This is a genomic window from Marinobacterium sediminicola, from assembly GCF_022343685.1.
Lineage (GTDB): Bacteria > Pseudomonadota > Gammaproteobacteria > Pseudomonadales > Balneatricaceae > Marinobacterium > Marinobacterium sediminicola.
The window spans coordinates 392,006-408,173 of the sequence record NZ_CP092123.1; the positions used below are offsets into that span (position 1 = coordinate 392,006).

The 16,168-nt window shown below is 58.2% G+C and carries 18 protein-coding genes; 15 read left to right on the plus strand and 3 right to left on the minus strand.

Annotated elements, in window-relative coordinates:
- Positions 1-68 precede the first annotated feature (68 nt).
- The 10 genes from dnaJ to LN244_RS01875 all read left to right on the plus strand — a co-directional run bounded on the left by dnaJ (position 69) and on the right by LN244_RS01875 (position 10,001).
- Positions 69-1,202, plus strand: a complete 1,134-nt coding sequence (dnaJ, locus tag LN244_RS01830) for a molecular chaperone DnaJ (RefSeq protein WP_239041160.1) — start codon at positions 69-71, stop codon at positions 1,200-1,202.
- A 64-nt stretch (positions 1,203-1,266) separates the two neighbouring features.
- The gene (gene dapB / locus LN244_RS01835) at positions 1,267-2,076 is read left to right on the plus strand and encodes a 4-hydroxy-tetrahydrodipicolinate reductase (RefSeq protein WP_239041161.1); all 810 of its coding nucleotides are present in this window, start codon (positions 1,267-1,269) and stop codon (positions 2,074-2,076) included.
- Positions 2,077-2,247: 171 nt separating this feature from the next.
- Positions 2,248-2,559, plus strand: coding sequence for a Nif3-like dinuclear metal center hexameric protein (locus tag LN244_RS01840; RefSeq protein WP_239041162.1), 312 nt, complete (start codon positions 2,248-2,250; stop codon positions 2,557-2,559).
- A gap of 25 nt (positions 2,560-2,584) precedes the next feature.
- Entirely contained in the window at positions 2,585-3,946 is a 1,362-nt protein-coding gene (locus tag LN244_RS01845; RefSeq protein WP_239041163.1) for a V-type ATP synthase subunit B, read from the plus strand.
- Positions 3,947-3,952: 6 nt separating this feature from the next.
- The gene (locus LN244_RS01850; RefSeq protein WP_239041164.1) at positions 3,953-4,558 is read left to right on the plus strand and encodes a V-type ATP synthase subunit D; all 606 of its coding nucleotides are present in this window, start codon (positions 3,953-3,955) and stop codon (positions 4,556-4,558) included.
- Positions 4,555-6,348 (plus strand): V-type ATP synthase subunit I, encoded by a 1,794-nt coding sequence (locus LN244_RS01855; RefSeq protein WP_239041165.1) that lies wholly within the window; start codon positions 4,555-4,557, stop codon positions 6,346-6,348. The genes LN244_RS01850 and LN244_RS01855 overlap by 4 nt, the downstream gene beginning before the upstream one ends.
- Positions 6,336-6,782: an ATP synthase subunit C gene (locus tag LN244_RS01860; protein WP_239041166.1), complete on the plus strand. Its 447-nt coding sequence runs from the start codon at positions 6,336-6,338 to the stop codon at positions 6,780-6,782. The genes LN244_RS01855 and LN244_RS01860 overlap by 13 nt, the downstream gene beginning before the upstream one ends.
- 11 nt (positions 6,783-6,793) lie before the next feature.
- Complete coding sequence (locus LN244_RS01865; protein WP_239041167.1) at positions 6,794-7,477, plus strand: ATPase; 684 nt, start codon at positions 6,794-6,796, stop codon at positions 7,475-7,477.
- Positions 7,477-8,193, plus strand: a complete 717-nt coding sequence (locus tag LN244_RS01870; RefSeq protein ID WP_239041168.1) for a hypothetical protein — start codon at positions 7,477-7,479, stop codon at positions 8,191-8,193. The genes LN244_RS01865 and LN244_RS01870 overlap by 1 nt, the downstream gene beginning before the upstream one ends.
- Entirely contained in the window at positions 8,190-10,001 is a 1,812-nt protein-coding gene (locus LN244_RS01875) for a V-type ATP synthase subunit A (protein ID WP_239041169.1), read from the plus strand. The genes LN244_RS01870 and LN244_RS01875 overlap by 4 nt, the downstream gene beginning before the upstream one ends.
- Here LN244_RS01875 and LN244_RS01880 read toward each other — a convergent pair.
- A complete protein-coding gene (locus tag LN244_RS01880) occupies positions 9,994-10,557 on the minus strand; it encodes an NUDIX hydrolase (protein ID WP_239041170.1) in 564 nt (187 codons plus the stop codon). The genes LN244_RS01875 and LN244_RS01880 overlap by 8 nt on opposite strands.
- Before the next feature lie 117 nt (positions 10,558-10,674).
- Here LN244_RS01880 and LN244_RS01885 point away from each other — a divergent pair, with 117 nt between their 5' ends.
- Together LN244_RS01885 and LN244_RS01890 are read left to right on the plus strand one after the other, a co-directional pair.
- Positions 10,675-11,274: a CoA pyrophosphatase gene (locus LN244_RS01885; protein WP_239041171.1), complete on the plus strand. Its 600-nt coding sequence runs from the start codon at positions 10,675-10,677 to the stop codon at positions 11,272-11,274.
- Positions 11,267-11,467 carry a DUF1289 domain-containing protein gene (locus LN244_RS01890; RefSeq protein ID WP_239041172.1) on the plus strand — a complete coding sequence of 67 codons (201 nt, stop codon included), beginning with the start codon at positions 11,267-11,269 and terminating at the stop codon, positions 11,465-11,467. The genes LN244_RS01885 and LN244_RS01890 overlap by 8 nt, the downstream gene beginning before the upstream one ends.
- Before the next feature lie 40 nt (positions 11,468-11,507).
- Here LN244_RS01890 and LN244_RS01895 read toward each other — a convergent pair whose 3' ends face one another.
- On the minus strand, positions 11,508-12,782 hold the full coding sequence (locus LN244_RS01895) for an HlyC/CorC family transporter (protein WP_239041173.1): 1,275 nt from the start codon (positions 12,780-12,782) through the stop codon (positions 11,508-11,510).
- 71 nt (positions 12,783-12,853) lie between these two features.
- Positions 12,854-13,651, minus strand: coding sequence for a cytochrome C assembly family protein (locus tag LN244_RS01900; protein WP_239041174.1), 798 nt, complete (start codon positions 13,649-13,651; stop codon positions 12,854-12,856).
- Positions 13,652-13,801: 150 nt separating this feature from the next.
- On the opposite strand from LN244_RS01900, the gene ffh reads away from it, so the two are divergent.
- From ffh to rimM, 3 genes are all read left to right on the plus strand, one after another.
- Entirely contained in the window at positions 13,802-15,184 is a 1,383-nt protein-coding gene (gene ffh / locus LN244_RS01905) for a signal recognition particle protein (protein ID WP_239041175.1), read from the plus strand.
- Positions 15,185-15,361: 177 nt separating this feature from the next.
- Complete coding sequence (rpsP, locus tag LN244_RS01910; protein WP_239041176.1) at positions 15,362-15,613, plus strand: 30S ribosomal protein S16; 252 nt, start codon at positions 15,362-15,364, stop codon at positions 15,611-15,613.
- Between the two features lie 15 nt (positions 15,614-15,628).
- A complete protein-coding gene (gene rimM, locus LN244_RS01915) occupies positions 15,629-16,165 on the plus strand; it encodes a ribosome maturation factor RimM (protein ID WP_239041177.1) in 537 nt (178 codons plus the stop codon).
- Positions 16,166-16,168: the final 3 nt, after the last annotated feature.

The following is a 16,168-nucleotide window of genomic DNA, read 5'->3' on the forward strand; positions in this document are numbered from 1 at the left end:
GCGGGCCCAGGCCCGCGTTGTCATGTCCGGCTCTTGCGGGCCAAACCTTAACCAGTCAGATTCGGATCATGTCAAAGCAGGACTACTACGAACTTTTGGGTGTGTCGCGTGACGCGTCCGATCGCGATATCAAGAAAGCCTATCGTCGCCTGGCGATGAAGTACCATCCGGACCGCAACCCGGACGATAAAGCGGCCGAAGACAAATTCAAGGAGATCAGCGAGGCCTACGAGGTACTGTCGGATGCCCAGAAAAAAGCGGCCTATGACCAGTTCGGCCATGCCGGGGTAGATGGTCAGGGTGGCGGCTTCGGCGGTGGCGGCTTCGAGGGCAATTTCTCTGACATCTTCGGTGATGTGTTCGGCGATATCTTCGGCGGTGGTGGCGGAGGTCGTCGTCGCTCGAGTGTCCAGCGTGGCGCTGACCTGCGTTATAACCTGGACCTGTCGCTGGAAGAAGCTGTACGTGGCTGCGAGAAAACCCTGGAAATCCCGACCCTGGTCGGCTGCGAAATCTGTGATGGCAGTGGTGCCAAACCGGGTACCAGTGCCAAGACCTGTTCGACCTGCGGCGGTATGGGGCAGGTGCGCATGCAGCAGGGCTTCTTCTCGGTTCAGCAGACCTGTCCCACCTGTCGCGGCGAAGGCAAGGTCATTTCCGACCCCTGTGACAGCTGTCATGGTCAGGGGCGTGTCGAGAAAACCAAGACTCTGCAGGTCAAGATCCCGGCCGGTGTGGATACCGGTGACCGTATCCGCTTGTCCGGCGAGGGGGAAGCGGGCACTCACGGTGGCCCTTCGGGTGATCTCTATGTGCAGGTGCATGTACGTGAACATCCGATCTTCCAGCGTGACGGCAAACACCTGTACTGTGAAGTGCCGATCAGCTTCGTTGATGCTGCTCTGGGGGGCGAACTGGATGTACCGACGCTGGATGGTCGCGTGAAACTGAAGATTCCGGCCGAGACCCAGACCGGCAAGCTGTTCCGTTTGCGAGGCAAGGGCGTTACGCCAGTCCGTGGCGGCAGTACCGGTGACCTGATGGTCAAGGTGATGATCGAAACGCCGGTCAACCTCAACAGCCGTCAGAAAGAACTGTTGCGTGAATTTGCTGAAGCAACCGAAGAGGGCAACAGCAAGCACAGCCCGAAGAAGCAAGGCTTCTTTGACTCGGTGAAGAAGTTCTTTGAAGATATGACCTGATCGCACACGCCGACAGAGACCCTCTGTCGGCGTGTGCCGTTACAGACAGACACAGGAATACAGCATGATCAGAGTAGCGGTGACCGGCGCGGCCGGCCGTATGGGCAAGACCATTATTGAAGCGCTGCAGCAGGACGATGCGGTTACATTCAGTGCGGCCATCGTTGAGCCGGATAGTTCGCTGATCGGGGCGGATGCCGGTGAACTTGCGGGCGTTGGCAAGCTGGGTGTGGCTCTGGCCGGCAGCCTGGATGCTGTAGTCGATGATTTCGATCTGCTGATCGACTTCACGGCGCCGGAAGTGACCATGCAGAATGTGGCCTTCTGCGCGGCCCACGGCAAAAAAGTCGTGATTGGAACTACCGGCCTGAGTGACGGTCAGAAGGATGAGTTGAAGCAGGCCGCCGACAAGACGGCAATCGTGTTCGCGCCGAACATGAGTGTGGGGGTTAACCTCTGCTTCAAGCTACTGGAGATTGCCGCCAAGGCGCTGGGTGATGACAGCGGCTACGATATTGAAGTGATCGAAGCCCATCACCGTCACAAGGTGGATGCTCCGTCCGGTACTGCGTTGCGCATGGGTGAAGTGGTCGCCGATGCCCTGGGTCGAGACCTGAAAGAGTGTGCGGTCTATGGTCGTGAAGGCATCACCGGCGCTCGCCCGGCCAAGCAGATCGGCTTCGAGACCATCCGTGCCGGCGACGTTGTGGGTGATCATACGGTTCTGTTCGCTACTGAAGGTGAGCGCATCGAGATCACGCACAAGGCCTCCAGCCGCATGACCTTTGCCAAAGGCGCAGTGCGTGCTGCCGGTTGGCTGGAAAGCAAACAGACCGGTCTGTTCGACATGCAGGACGTTCTGGGTCTACACTGAATTCAACCTTGTTGTTGTTCCCTCTGCCCGCTCACGTAGCGGGCTTTTTTATGCGCGAACGCAATCTTTTTGTCACTGTTGATTGTCATCCTGCGGATAGCGCTTGCTGCAACTGCACAGTCAGCGCTAATGTATGACGAAGTTTGCCTGAACCGGATTGCTGGAGGCAGGATGTACAAGCTCTGTTTCTTCGTGCCCGAAGCGGATGCTGAGCCCGTCAAGGCGGCGCTTTTTGCAGCCGGTGCCGGCAAGATTGGCGACTACGATCAGTGCTGCTGGCAGACATCGGGTACGGGGCAGTTTCGCCCGCTTGCCGGTGCCGATCCGCATCTGGGGCAACTCGGCCAGCTGGAGAAGGTCGTCGAGTTCAAGGTCGAAATGGTCTGCAGCGATGAGCTGATTCATGCGGCCGTGGCAGCCTTGAAACAGGCCCATCCTTATGAAGAAGTGGCCTATGAAGTCTACAAGCTGACCGATATCTGAATCGGGCACGGAAAGGGAGGTCGGAGTGACACAGCTGTTGGTGCGCTACTCGCGGATACTGGAAATTGTCGGCGATATTGTCAAAGTTCATGTGCCTGAGCCCGAAGAGGGTGAAGTATCAGCCATAGGCTATGGTGACCTCGCCCTGATCGAAAACATACTCGATCCCGATCAGCCGCCTTTCATGGCGCAGGTGATTCAGCTGGAGAGAGGCAGCGTTTCCCTGCAGGTGTTCTCTGGCACCAAAGGGTTGTCGACCAAGGCCGGTATCCGCTTTTTGGGGCACCCGATGCAGGTGACATTCTCCCCCAACATACTCGGACGCGCATTCTCCGGTTCAGGTCGTGCCATCGATGGGGGGCCGAGTCTCAGTGAAGAAGCACGCATCGAGATCGACGGACCTACGGTGAACCCGGCTCGGCGTATCCTCGCATCAAGAATGATCCGCACCGACGTGCCGATGATTGATGTGTTCAACTGTTTGGTCGAGAGTCAGAAAATCCCCATATTCTCAGTGGCTGGCGAGCCCTATAACCGCCTGCTGGCACAGATCGGTGCGAATGCCGATGCCGATGTGGTGGTGTTTGGCGGCATCGGTTTGATCTTTGACGATTACCATTTCTTCCGTCGCGCTTTCGAGGAAGCAGGCGTCAGCGCCCGTACCGTGATGTTCGTCCATCTGGGGTCTGACCCTACCGTCGAAGGGCTGCTGGTACCGGACATGGCATTGGCGGTTGCGGAGCGTTTCGCGGTTGAGGAAGGCAAGCGGGTACTGGTACTGCTGACCGACATGACCGCCTACGCCGATGCCCTTAAGGAAGTGGGCATTTCCATGGAACATGTGCCTTCCAATCGTGGCTATATCGGCGATCTGTACTCTCAGCTGGCGCGTCGCTATGAGAAGGCCTGTGACTACAAGGGCGCCGGCTCGGTCACCATCCTGTCGGTAACGACCATGCCGGGTGATGACGTCACACACCCGGTACCCGATAACACCGGTTACATCACCGAGGGGCAGTTTTATCTACACAACGGAGTGCTTGATCCCTTCGGCTCCCTGTCGCGTCTCAAACAGCATGTGATCGGCAAGGTGACACGCGAGGACCACGGCCAGATCATGAATACCATGGTGCGCTTCTATGCTGAGGCCCGGGATGCGCAGCAGAAGCAGGCCATGTCGTTTGATTTGACCGAGTATGACCTTCGGCTGCTCAGGTTCGGTGACCTGTTCCGTAGCCGTTTCATGGATATCAGTGTTTCCATTCCGCTGGAGGAAGCGCTTGATCTCTGCTGGCAGACCCTGGCGGAATGCTTCCAGCCGCAGGAGTTGCTGATGAAACAGCAGCTTGTGGATAAGTATTTTCCCAAGGTACAGGCTGCAGGGTAACGTCCGATGGGCAAGCTGGCGCTGAACAAGAGCACACTCAACCATGAAAACCAGCGTCTGAAGTCGTTTCGTCAATTTGTGCCGGCACTGGACCTGAAGCGTAAGCAGATCCTGGCGGCTCGACTGAAATCGCGGCGCGCGCTGGCCGACTTTGAAATGCACATGCAGCAGGTGAATGAAGCGGTTGCCGTGCAGTTGCCCATGCTGGCAGGTACTTCTCTGGATCTGGGCTCTCTGGTGCAACTGAGGCGTGTGCACCAGCGCACCGATAACCTGGTCGGGATTGAGTTGCCGGTGGTCGAGCGGGTTGAAATCGACAGTCGTCAGTACTCCCGTCTGGCCTTGCCCCAATGGGTCGATATCCTGGCAGACCGTTTGCGACAGATGCTGGAGCTGAAGGTTCGCCATGAGGTCGAGCTGTTGCGGCTTGAGCGTCTCGAATCAGCGCTGCAAAAGACGACGCAGCGCCTGAACCTGTTTGATAAGGTACTGATTCCCCGAACCGAGGCCAATATTCGACGCATCCGCATTGCGCTGTCCGATGCCGAGCGTGCCGGCGTGGTGCGGGCGAAGATTGCCAAAAACAAACGGGCCAGGATGGCGATGTCATGAGTATTCAGACGCTGAGTAAGGCGACCCTGGTCGGACTGACGACTGATAAGGCGGTGGTGCTGGATCGTCTGCAGTCACTGGGCTTGCTGCATGTGATTCCACTGAGTGCGGCGCGCCCTGATCTGCTGCTTGAGTTGCCCGAGGACGTTCACCCGGATCAGCTGCAGCAAGCGATCCGCTATCTGCTCAGTTGTCCACAAAAGCGCAAGCAGGTAACGGTCGAACGGCACTTTGATCTGACCAAAGTGGTGATGGCTGCACTGGAAAATCGCAAGCGTCGATTGGATCTGCAGGAGCAGCTGGATTTTTTGCGCAAGCGCATTCGTGATCTCGAACCCTGGGGGAGCTTTGAACTTCCCGGTGAATCCGGGCTATTGGGTTATCGGCTCTGGTTCTATCTGGTGCCCAACTACCGCATGTCCGAAGTCGTCAAAACCGACCTGCCCTGGTCGGTCGTTCATCGTGATAACCGTTACTCCTATGTTGCTGTGGTTTCCGAGACGGAGCCGCGCGCCAACCAGATGCCTGTACCCCGGACCCACACCGGTTCGGTTCCGCTGAGCCAGCTGCGCCGCCGACAGGAAGACCTGGAAATTGAACTGGAAGCCCTGGATGCGGAGCGTGAAGCCCTCACGCGCTGGCTTTACCTGCTGCAGCGATCGCTGGCGGGGAGTCAGGATCGGGCCGAATGCGCGCAGGTCGGTCGGCAGACGCTGGATGCCGGTGAAATTTTCGCCATCCAGGGCTGGTTTGCGGCCGATCAGCGGCTGCAGCTGGAGGTCTTTGCACAGGACGAGGGGCTGGCGTTGGTGATTGAGCCTGTTGCCGAAGGTGAAACGCCTCCGACACTGCTGGCCAACCCTGAAAGCATGGCCGGCGGTGAAGAGATTGTGCGGTTCTACCAGATGCCCGGCTACCGAGCCTGGGACCCGTCTCGGGTGGTGTTTTTCTCCTTTGCGGCTTTTTTCGCCCTGATTCTGTCTGATGCCGGTTACGCCCTGCTGCTGGGGGCTGTTCTGATGTTTTACTGGACCCGTATGGGAGAAAGCGCAACCGGTCGCCGGCTGCGTGCTCTGGGGACCACGCTGACACTGTTTTCGGCCGGCTGGGGGGTACTGGTTGGCAGCTATTTTGGTGCCGAACCTCCAGCGCCGCTTGCGGCGCTGAAAATACTCGATATGAATGACTTCGACAGCATGATGCAGGTTTCAGTGATCATGGGCGCAGGCCACCTGGTGCTGGCCAACCTGATCAGTGCCTGGCGTCACCGGGCGAACCTGCAGATGCTGGCACCATTGGGTTGGGTGCTGTTGATTGTGGCCGGGGTCAGCGGCTGGCTGCGTCAGCAGCTGGATGTCGAATGGGGCATGATGGTTGTTGGAATGGTGTTGATCCTGTTCTGTTCCAGTGATCGTCCCTGGTTCGGTGCTCGCAACTGGCTATGGCGACTGGTGGATGGTCTGTTGGCCCTGACCGGCCTGTCCAAGATGTTTGGCGATGTGCTCAGCTACCTGCGCCTTTTTGCGCTGGGATTAGCCAGTGCTTCTTTGGCGATTACCTTCAATCAGCTGGCCAGTGATGTGGCTGCCGCCGTACCGGGGATGGGGCTTTTCCTTGAAGTGCTGATCCTGCTGCTGGGCCATCTGCTCAATTTTGTACTTGCGGTGGTCAGTGGCGTGATCCACGGCCTGCGCCTGAACCTGATCGAATTTTACAACTGGAGCCTGGCCGATGAAGGCTACGCTTTTCAACCTTTCACCAAGCGGGAGGTGAACCCTTGGATAACCTGATATTGGCCCTGGGATGGGCAGGACTCTATGGCCCTATGGCGCTGGGTGCAATCGGCAGTATCATCGGCTGCGCACTGGCGGGCCAGGCGGCCTGTGGTGCCCTGCTGGAAACCGAAACCGGTCATGGCCGCTATGTGGGTATAGCCGCTATGCCATCGTCGCAGACAATCTACGGCATCGTGGTGATGTTTTCCCTGAATCGCACGGTCACGCTGGATAATGCGCCGGGTCTGTTTGCGATCGGTATTCTCGCCGGGCTGGCGCTGTTGTTCAGTGCCGTGCGTCAGGGGCAGTGCTGTGCCAGTGCCATCAATGTCTCCAAGATCAAGCCGGAAATCTTCGGTATGTCGATCGCACCGGCGGCCATCGTGGAAGGTTTTGCGGTCTTCGCTTTCATCTTCGCGCTGGTCATCAGTGCGGGCATTCCGGCATAACGGAGGCGCGAATGAACGATCAGGCCAAACAACATGCAGCCTCGGGCGTTGAGGCACTGATTGAACGCCTGCGTCAGCAAGGGGTCGAGCGTGGACAGCAAGAGGCGGCCGAGCTGATTGAAGAAGCCGAACGTCGTGCTGACTGGCTGCTGGAGCAGGCACGTCAGGAAGCGGAAAACCTGCGCCGTCGTGCTCAGGAAGATGCTGAGCGCCTGAAGCGAGCCGGGGAAGATGCGCTGAAAATGGCCGCTCGAGACATGAATCTGCAGCTGCGCGAGCAGCTCGGCCAGACCTTTGCCGACCGTGTACGGCTGCAGGTCAGTGAACAGCTCGACAGTGAAGTCTTTATCCGTGAAGTGATCCGCGAGGTGGTGATGCAGGCCTGTCAGGATGCCACTATCTGTGCCATGCCCAGGGTTGAAGTGTTGTTGCCGGCGGGCGTGGTGGGGCTCGAGGAGCTGCGGCGTAATCCACACGCCTACCGCGAGGGTAAGCTGAGCCAGTACGTGCAGGAGCAACTCAACGTCCAGCTCAGAGAAGGCGTGACGCTGGATGTACACGACGGACGTGGTATCCGCATCCGCTGCAACGGTGATGATGCCGAGATTGATCTCAGCGACCGGGCTCTGGCCGAGCTTTTACTGCGCCATCTCCAGCCGCGCTTCCGCGCAATTCTGGAGGGAGTGATCCGCTAGTGTCGGTCTACTATACCCTGATTCCGGCGTTGCCGGCGTTGCCGGTCCAGCTTGAACAGCTCAAGGAGTTGCCCATTTCGATACTGCAGCTTGAGCGGCGGCTGGGCATGTTGCCGGAAGAGGATCGAGACCTGCTGGTGCGCGCCTTGCGCCTGTTTCAGCGTGAGCGCAGTGGGGATGAGGCTTTCTCCGATCGGGATGAAGTGTTGCACTGGGAGCAGGAGCTTGCGTCGATTCCCTACAAGTCGCTGCGCGCGGTGCTGGCGGAGAACCTTGAATGGCGCAGTGTAATCGCGGCGCAGCGGTATCGCCTGGCAGGACAGCAGGAAGGCAGCAGCTTTGAGGGTTACGGCAAGCACGTCTGGATGATTCGTCGCGACTGGCAGCAGCCCGATTTCGGTTTGGGACGCCAGTATCCATGGCTGGTCGAATCCCTGTCCCAGCTCAAGCAGGGGCAGGGTGTCGAGCTGGAGCAGCAGATTCTGGCGCGTCTGTGGCGCAAGCTGCGCATGCTGGAGCAGAGTCACCCCTTTTCTCTGATCGCTGTCGCCGCCTACCGGCTGCGGTGGTCCATTGCCGAGTATCGACTGCGCTGGCAGGCGAAGGCGGCACAACAAAATTTTTCGCAACTGGTTGATCGTGCGCTGTCAGGCGCCACTCAGGATGACGGGATGGACCCGGTCCGGATCGACCCGGTAACAGAGGCCGACCGATGACAACTCCGAACACTCCGACCGCCCGCGTAATCGGTGTCCGTGACGATATTGTCAGCATCCGCATGCTGCGTGATGCCGAAGGTGAGTATTACCCGATCACCAAAAACGAAGTGGTGCTGATCTGTCCTCGACGCCATGATGGAGAGCGTCAGGAGCGGCTGCAGGCAGAGGTGCTCAGAGTGCGTCACGGCGAGGCCGATGTACAGGTATTCGAGACCACCCGTGGCGTCGCCATCGGTGACGAAGTGGAGCAAACCGGGCAGATGCTGTCCGTGGCGCTGGGGCCCGGATTGTTGGGGCAGGTGTATGACGGCTTGCAGAACCCGCTGGAACTGATTGCGGGCCAGCACGGTTTCTTCCTGCCGCGCGGACTGTCCGTGGACGGCATCGATCAACAGCAGAAATGGTCCTTTCAGCCCGTGGTCAAGGTCGGGGCACGGGTCAAGGCGGGTGACCTGCTGGGGCGAGTGCCGGAGAGCCGATTCAGTCACAAGATCATGGTGCCGTTCAACCTGAGGGGTGAGGCTGAAGTGACCTGGGTGCAGGAAGGCAGCTTTACCGTCACGACGCCGGTGGTGCGGTTGCGACTGGAGAATGACGAGGAGCGAGAGGTCAGCATGCAGCAGCGCTGGCCGGTGCGTGTGCCGGTCAATCGGGACCTGCTGCGTGAAGGCTACAATCAGCGGTTGTTTCCACAGCAACCGATGCTGACCAGTATCCGTCTGATCGATACCTTTTTTCCGGTCGCTTTGGGAGGGACGGCCTGTATACCCGGACCTTTCGGAGCCGGTAAAACCGTGCTTCAGGGGCTGATTTCACGCTACTCAAACGTGGATATCGTGGTCATTGTGGCCTGCGGTGAGCGAGCCGGTGAGGTGGTCGAAACGATCACTGAATTCCCCAACATGCCTGATCCGCGCGGCGGCACTCTGATGGACCGCACCGTGATCATCTGTAATACCTCGTCGATGCCGGTGGCGGCGCGTGAGGCTTCCATCTATACCGGAATCACCATCAGCGAGTACTACCGCCAGATGGGCTACAACGTGCTGTTGATTGCTGATTCGACCTCACGCTGGGCGCAGGCCATGCGTGAAACCTCCGGGCGTCTGGAGGAAATTCCGGGTGAAGAGGCGTTCCCGGCCTATCTGGATTCGGCCGTGCGGGCGTTGTATGAGCGTGCCGGTCTTGTCGAAACCAATGATCGGGAGCAGGGGAGTCTGACGCTGATCGGCACGGTTTCGCCGGCAGGGGGTAACTTCGAGGAGCCTGTGACCCAGTCGACGTTGCGTACGGTGAAAACCTTTTTGGGACTGAGCGCCGAGCGAGCCTATAAGCGTGCCTATCCGGCAGTAGATCCGCTGATCTCCTGGTCGCGTTATCTTGATCAGCTGAGTGACTGGTTCAGCCGTGAGCTGTCGCCGCAGTGGGTTCAGGATGTCAAACGCATGCTGGAACTGATCCGACAGGGGGAGCAGGTGCAGCAGATGATGCAGGTGACCGGGGAAGAAGGGGTGACGCTGGAGGACTATCTTGACTGGCAGAAGTCGCAATGTCTCGATCAGGTCTATTTGCAGCAGGATGCGTTCGACGATGTGGATGCGTCGACACCGGTTGAGCGCCAGCAGGAGCTGTTCTTGCTGCTGCTGAAATGTCTTGATGCGCCACATGACTTTGCGGATAAGGAGGCGGTCCGTGACCACTTCGTCAAGCTGACCGGCCTGTTCCGTAACCTGAACTACAGTCGCCACGACAGCCCGGACTATCGCCGTTACAGTAGCGAAATCGAACAACTGGGGTTTACCTGATCAAGACCAGATCGTCCTGTTCAGGGCTCAAGGCGATGTGGCGAAGCGGAAATTCGGGCTCCTTCCCGGCTCTGTCCGCGAAGTAGAACCTGAGCGCGTTGCGGATAGTGGTGAAGGCCAGTCGATCCCAGGGGATTTCCTCTTCGCTGAACAGCCGTGTTTCCAGCGTTTCCTCGCTGCTGCCAAACCGTGGCTCGGGAAGGTCGGCCAGATAGATCAACTGCACCTGATTGACATGGATGATTGAGGTCAGGGTGTAGAGTTGGCGCAGTACGACCTCTGCGCGGGCCTCTTCCCGTGTTTCTCGAAGAGCTGCTTCCTCTGTCGTTTCCCCGTTCTCCATATAGCCGGCGGGCAGTGTCCAGTAGCCGTACCGCGGTTCGATCGCGCGTCGACACAGCAGTACCTTATCTCCGTGCACAGGCAGGCAGCCGGAAATGATGCGTGGATTCTGGTAGTGAATCTGTCCACAATGGTCGCAGACATGACGCTCACGGTTATCCCCGGCGGGAATTTTGAGGCTAACCGGAGAGCCGCAACAGCTGCAGTATTTCATCCTGGCTCCTTGTAATTCTATTGTGAGCTGGGTGGATCATTTTGACATTTTCACCCAGGGTCGCGGTAGCCTTGCCACAGGGGTATTATAGGCAGATCAGATGTAACCGGATCTCCCATGCTAGACCATCTTCGCTTCCGGCTGCAGCATCACCGTCCCTGGCGCCTGCGAACTCGTGGCCGTGAAGCGGGAGTGCTGGTAGCACTGACCAACTGTACCGATCCTGAAGTGATTCTGACTCTGAGGTCGCCTCACCTGTCCACGCACAGCGGCGAAATCTCGTTTCCCGGCGGCAAGCGAGATCCCGATGATCCTGACCTGCTGGCAACGGCGATGCGTGAAGCCGAGGAGGAGATTGCGCTCAGTCCTGGTAATGTCGAAGTGATCGGCTCGCTGGGTCAGGTGGTGTCCAAGCACCATTTGCAGGTGACGCCCTGGGTGGGGGTGATCTCTCCGAGCCTGCCGCTGGTGGCCAACCCGGAAGAGATCGCCGAGATTTACCGAGTGCCGCTCAGCTTTCTGCTGGACCCGGCCAATCGGCGCATGGATCGGCTTGAGCTTGCCGGGCAGGCCCGATTCGTTCCTGCCTGGCCGTGGCAGGGCGAGGTGATCTGGGGGCTCACGGCCTACATCCTGAGCGAGCTGCTCAACGTCGGCTTCGATGCCGATATCCCCATGCGTCCACGCCCTGAACATCTGGAGAGTCCCCGTGACTGACTGTATCGATGACAAGCCTGTGCCCAGCCCTTGTGTCAGTGTCTGCGCCTTGGGTGAGGGTGATATCTGCATCGCCTGTCACCGCAGCGGTCAGGAGATCAGCCAGTGGGGACGGATGAGCAATGACGAAAAGCGTGCGGTATGGGCGCTGATTCGGCGTCGAGAGCAGGGGGAGTCTGTTCAGGGGGAGTAAGGAGCCCTTGCGGGTGCCGGGCTCCTCGTGATCCGGCCGGTTAGAGGCTCTCGCGAGCCTTGGCGGTCTTGATGACGCGTACAGTCTTCACCAGGTTGTCGCAGATCTGCAGAGTTTCCATGCGGTAGCCGGCCACTTCCAGACACACGTTGGAGTTGGGGATCGACTCCAGCACTTCGGTGATCAGACCATTCAGTGTCTTGGGCCCATCGGTTGGCAACTGCCAATGCAAAGCCTTGTTGATCTCGCGGATATAGGCACTGCCGTCGATGAAGAAGCTGCCGTCTTCCTGCGGGTGAATTTCCTGGTTCATCTCGTCATGATCGTTCGAGAGTTCACCCACGATCTCTTCAAGAATATCTTCCAGAGTGACGATCCCTTCGATATCGCCGTACTCATCCACCACCACGCCGATACGGCGACTGTGTTTCTGGAAGTTGAGCAGCTGGGTCTGCAGCGGGGTGCTTTCGGGCACGAAGTAGGCTTCATGAACCACCTGCATGATGGCCGGTTTGGTGACGTTGCCCTGCTGAATCAGCTGGGCCAGGTTGCGCATGTGGAGGATGCCGACGATGTTGTTGATGTCGCCGCGATAGACCGGCAGGCGTGTGTGTCCGGTCTTGGAAAGCAGTTCAAGAATCTGGTCCATTTCCAGGTCCAGGTCGATCCCCTCAACCTCGTTGCGCGGAATCATGATGTCGTTGACGGTTACCTCATTCAACTCCAGCACGCCCAGCAGCATCGACTGGTTGCGGTGCGGTAGCAGCGAACCGGCTTCATGCACGATGGTGCGCAGTTCTTCGGTGCTCAGATGTTCGTTGCCGGCTTCGTTTACGTTGACGCCGAACATGCGCAGGAAGCCGTTGGTGATACCGTTGATGATCCACACCAGCGGGTAGGCCAGCTTCAGCATCGGTTGCAAAATGTAGGAAGCCGGAAAGGCAATCTTTTCAGGGTGAAGAGCCGCCATGGTCTTCGGCGAGACTTCCGCAAAAATCAGGATCACCAGGGTCAAACCCGCCGTTGCGATGGCAATACCGGCGTCACCCCAGAGGCGAACTGCAATGACCGTGGCGATTGCGGACGCCAGGATGTTGACGAAGTTGTTGCCGATCAGAATCAGGCCGATCAGGCGGTCGGGACGCTCCAGAAGGCTGTTGGCCTTGCGGGCGGCGCGATGTCCGTTTTTCACCAAGTGTCGCAACCGGTAGCGGTTGAGCGACATCATTCCGGTTTCAGAGCTGGAGAAGAACGCTGAACAGAAAATCAGCAGGACCAGAATAGCTGTCAGTGTACTTAACGACGCGTCGTCCAAGGGACATTAACCTTAATTGAATTCGGGGCGTTCATTTTCTGGTCAGAGTAACAGGCTGTCAAGCGAACCGACTAAGCCTTGAGTAGCAGTTCAAGCACCAGTTTGGAGCCAAAGAACGCCAGCATCAGTAACAGGAAACCGCCCAGCGTCCAGCGCACGGCGGTGCGACTGCGCCAGCCGAGAAAGTGACGACCGGCGAGCAGAACGGCGTAGACGACCCAGGCGAACAATGACAGCAGGGTTTTGTGCACCAGATGCTGGGCAAACAGGTTGTCGATGAACAGGAAGCCGGTCACCAGCGCCGCACTCAGCAGCAGGAATGCCGCCCAGAGGCTTTCGAACAACAGACGCTCCATCATCTGCAGCGGCGGCAGCGAGGCGACCAGACCCCGGGTGTGGTGCTGTTTGAGGGCTGATTCCTGACGCCACAATAAAACCGCCTGTACCGTGGCGATGGTAAACAGGCTGTAGGCCAGCAATGACAGCAGGATATGGGTGATCAAACCGCCGGAATAGGGTTTGGGGGCTGACCCGGCATCAATGAAGGTGGCGGCCAGCAAGGTAATGGCGGCGAGCGGGAAAACGCCGATGAACAGGTTGTCGAGACGCTGACGCAGGCTGCTGGCCAGGACCATGCCGGCGACGCTCCAGGCGATCAGGGAGCCGACCGGGAAGAAACTGAGATCAATGCCCTCAGGCTGGTGCAACAGCAGATACACACTGTAACCCTGCAGCAGGAAACCGACCATGCCGAGCAGGCGCGTGGGCAGGCGCAACTGATCCTGGTTGCCGGCCGACAGGCGACGCCATTGCAGTACGGTTGCAACAAGATAGCAAAGGGCGGCGATAAGCGTCGTGGTGATCAGCATCCATATCCTCCTTAATGGCGCCTAAGTGTGGCATAAATGCAGGGGTGAGGAAATATAGGTGCCCCCGGGGCAGGGGGTTCTGTATAATATGTCGCCAAAGCGTTTAAGGGTGGGTGCCGGGAGGGTGCCACCGGCAGATAGAGGTATTCGATGTTTGATAATCTGACAGAACGGCTTACGCAGACGCTGCGCTCGGTGACCGGTCAGGCAAAACTGACTGAAGACAACATCAAGGGCACCCTGCGTGAAGTGCGCATGGCATTGCTGGAGGCGGATGTCGCCCTGCCGGTAGTGAAGGCGTTCATCAACAGTGTCAAGGAACGAGCTGTTGGTCAGGAAGTCAGCAAAAGCCTGAGTCCGGGTCAGGTCTTCGTCAAGATTGTTAACGAAGAGCTGGTCAAGGTGATGGGTGAGGCCAACGCCGAGCTTGATCTGGCGACCCAACCCCCTGCTGTTTTGATGATGGCGGGCCTGCAGGGCGCGGGTAAAACCACCTCCGTGGCCAAATTGGCGCGTTACCTGAAAGAGCGCAAAAAGAAAAAGGTGCTGGTGGTGTCCGCCGACATTTACCGACCTGCCGCAATTCGACAGCTGGAAACGCTTGCCGGTGAAGTCGGCGTTGAGTTCTTCCCGTCTACTGCGGAGCAGGATCCGGTCGATATCGCCGAAGCGGCCATTCAGCACGCGCGTATCAAGGCGTTTGATATCCTGATTGTTGATACGGCCGGCCGTCTCCATGTCGATGAAGATATGATGCAGGAGATCAAACGCCTGCATGCCTCGGTCAAACCGGTCGAAACCCTGTTCGTGGTTGACTCCATGACCGGTCAGGATGCGGCCAATACCGCACGCGCCTTCAACGAAGTGCTGCCGCTGACCGGTGTGATTCTGACCAAGACCGATGGTGATGCCCGTGGCGGTGCCGCGCTCTCGGTGCGTCATATCACGGGCAAGCCGATCAAGTTCCTTGGCGTTGGTGAGAAAACCGACGCGCTGGAGCCCTTCCATCCGGACCGTGTAGCCTCCCGTATCCTTGGTATGGGTGACGTGCTGTCACTGATCGAGGAAGCCGAGCACAAGATCGACAAGGCCAAGGCGGAAAAGTTTGCCAAGAAGATTACCAAGGGCAAGGGCTTTGACCTGGAAGACTTCCGCGAGCAGATCCAGCAGATGCACAACATGGGCGGTATGATGTCGATGCTGGAGAAGCTGCCGGGCATGGGGCAGATGGTCCAGGCCGCTCAGGCGGCGCAGGCCGAGAAAGGCATCCAGCAGATGGTGACCATCATCAACTCAATGACCCCGCACGAGCGTCGCAACCCGGATGTCATCAGCGGTTCGCGCAAGCGTCGTATCGCCATGGGTTCGGGGACCCAGATTCAGGATGTGAATCGCCTGCTCAAGCAGCACAAGCAGATGGCCAAAATGATGAAGAAGTTCGGCTCCAAGTCGGGCATGGCCAAGCTGGCACGCGGCATGAAAGGCATGATGCCCCCGGGTATGGGTGGCGGTGGTGGTTTTCCGCGTTTCTGAACGGCTGCGAACTGATTAAAATCTGATCTTTATGCTTTCAACGGGCGGCAATTTCACGTAAAATTGCCGCCCTGTTTAATTTGGCCTTCGTTTATCTGGGCAGTTTGGCTGGGGAACGAAGAAACAAAACGATGGGCGATCCTAAAACCCATCCAGCGAAATAAAGGGGTCCAGCGCATGGTCACTATTCGTTTGTCTCGTGGTGGCGCTAAAAAGCGTCCGTTCTATCACATCACCGTAGCCGATTCACGCAATGCGCGTGATGGCCGCTTTATTGAGCGTGTCGGCTTCTTCAACCCGGTTGCCCGTGGCCAGGAAGAGCGTCTGCGCGTCAACCTGGAACGTGTCGACTACTGGGTTGGCAAAGGTGCTCAGACTTCTGAGCGTGTTGCTCAGCTGCTCAAAGAAGCACGCAAGGCAGCAGAGTAAGGTCGGATACAGGCCGTGTCAGTAAACAGTGACAACACAGATCTGGTAGTACTGGGTCGTTTCACGGCTCCCTACGGCGTGAAAGGGTGGATCAAGGTCTACTCTTACACCGACCCGATGGAGAACATACTGAACTATGACTCGTGGCAGGTGGAGTGTGACGGGCGTTTGATGCCGGTCAAACTGGAAGCTGGCAAGCGCCACGGGAAAGGTCTGATCGCCAAATTGGCCGGTGTGAATACTCCGGAAGAGGCAAGGCTCTGGAATGGTCGCGAAATCAAAGTGCCCCAGTCCGAGCTGCCGCAACTGGAGACCGGTGAGTATTACTGGAGCCAGCTGGAAAACCTGTTGGTATACACCGAATCCGGCGTATTGCTGGGTCGGGTCAGCCACCTGATGGAAACCGGTGCAAATGATGTGCTGGTGGTCAAGGGAACAGCCGAGAGTATCGATCGTGAACAGCGACTGATCCCCTGGCTGCCTGATCAGGTGGTGAAAAAAGTTGATCTTGATTCGGGATTGATGCGGGTCGATTGGGACCCGGATTTCTGAGTC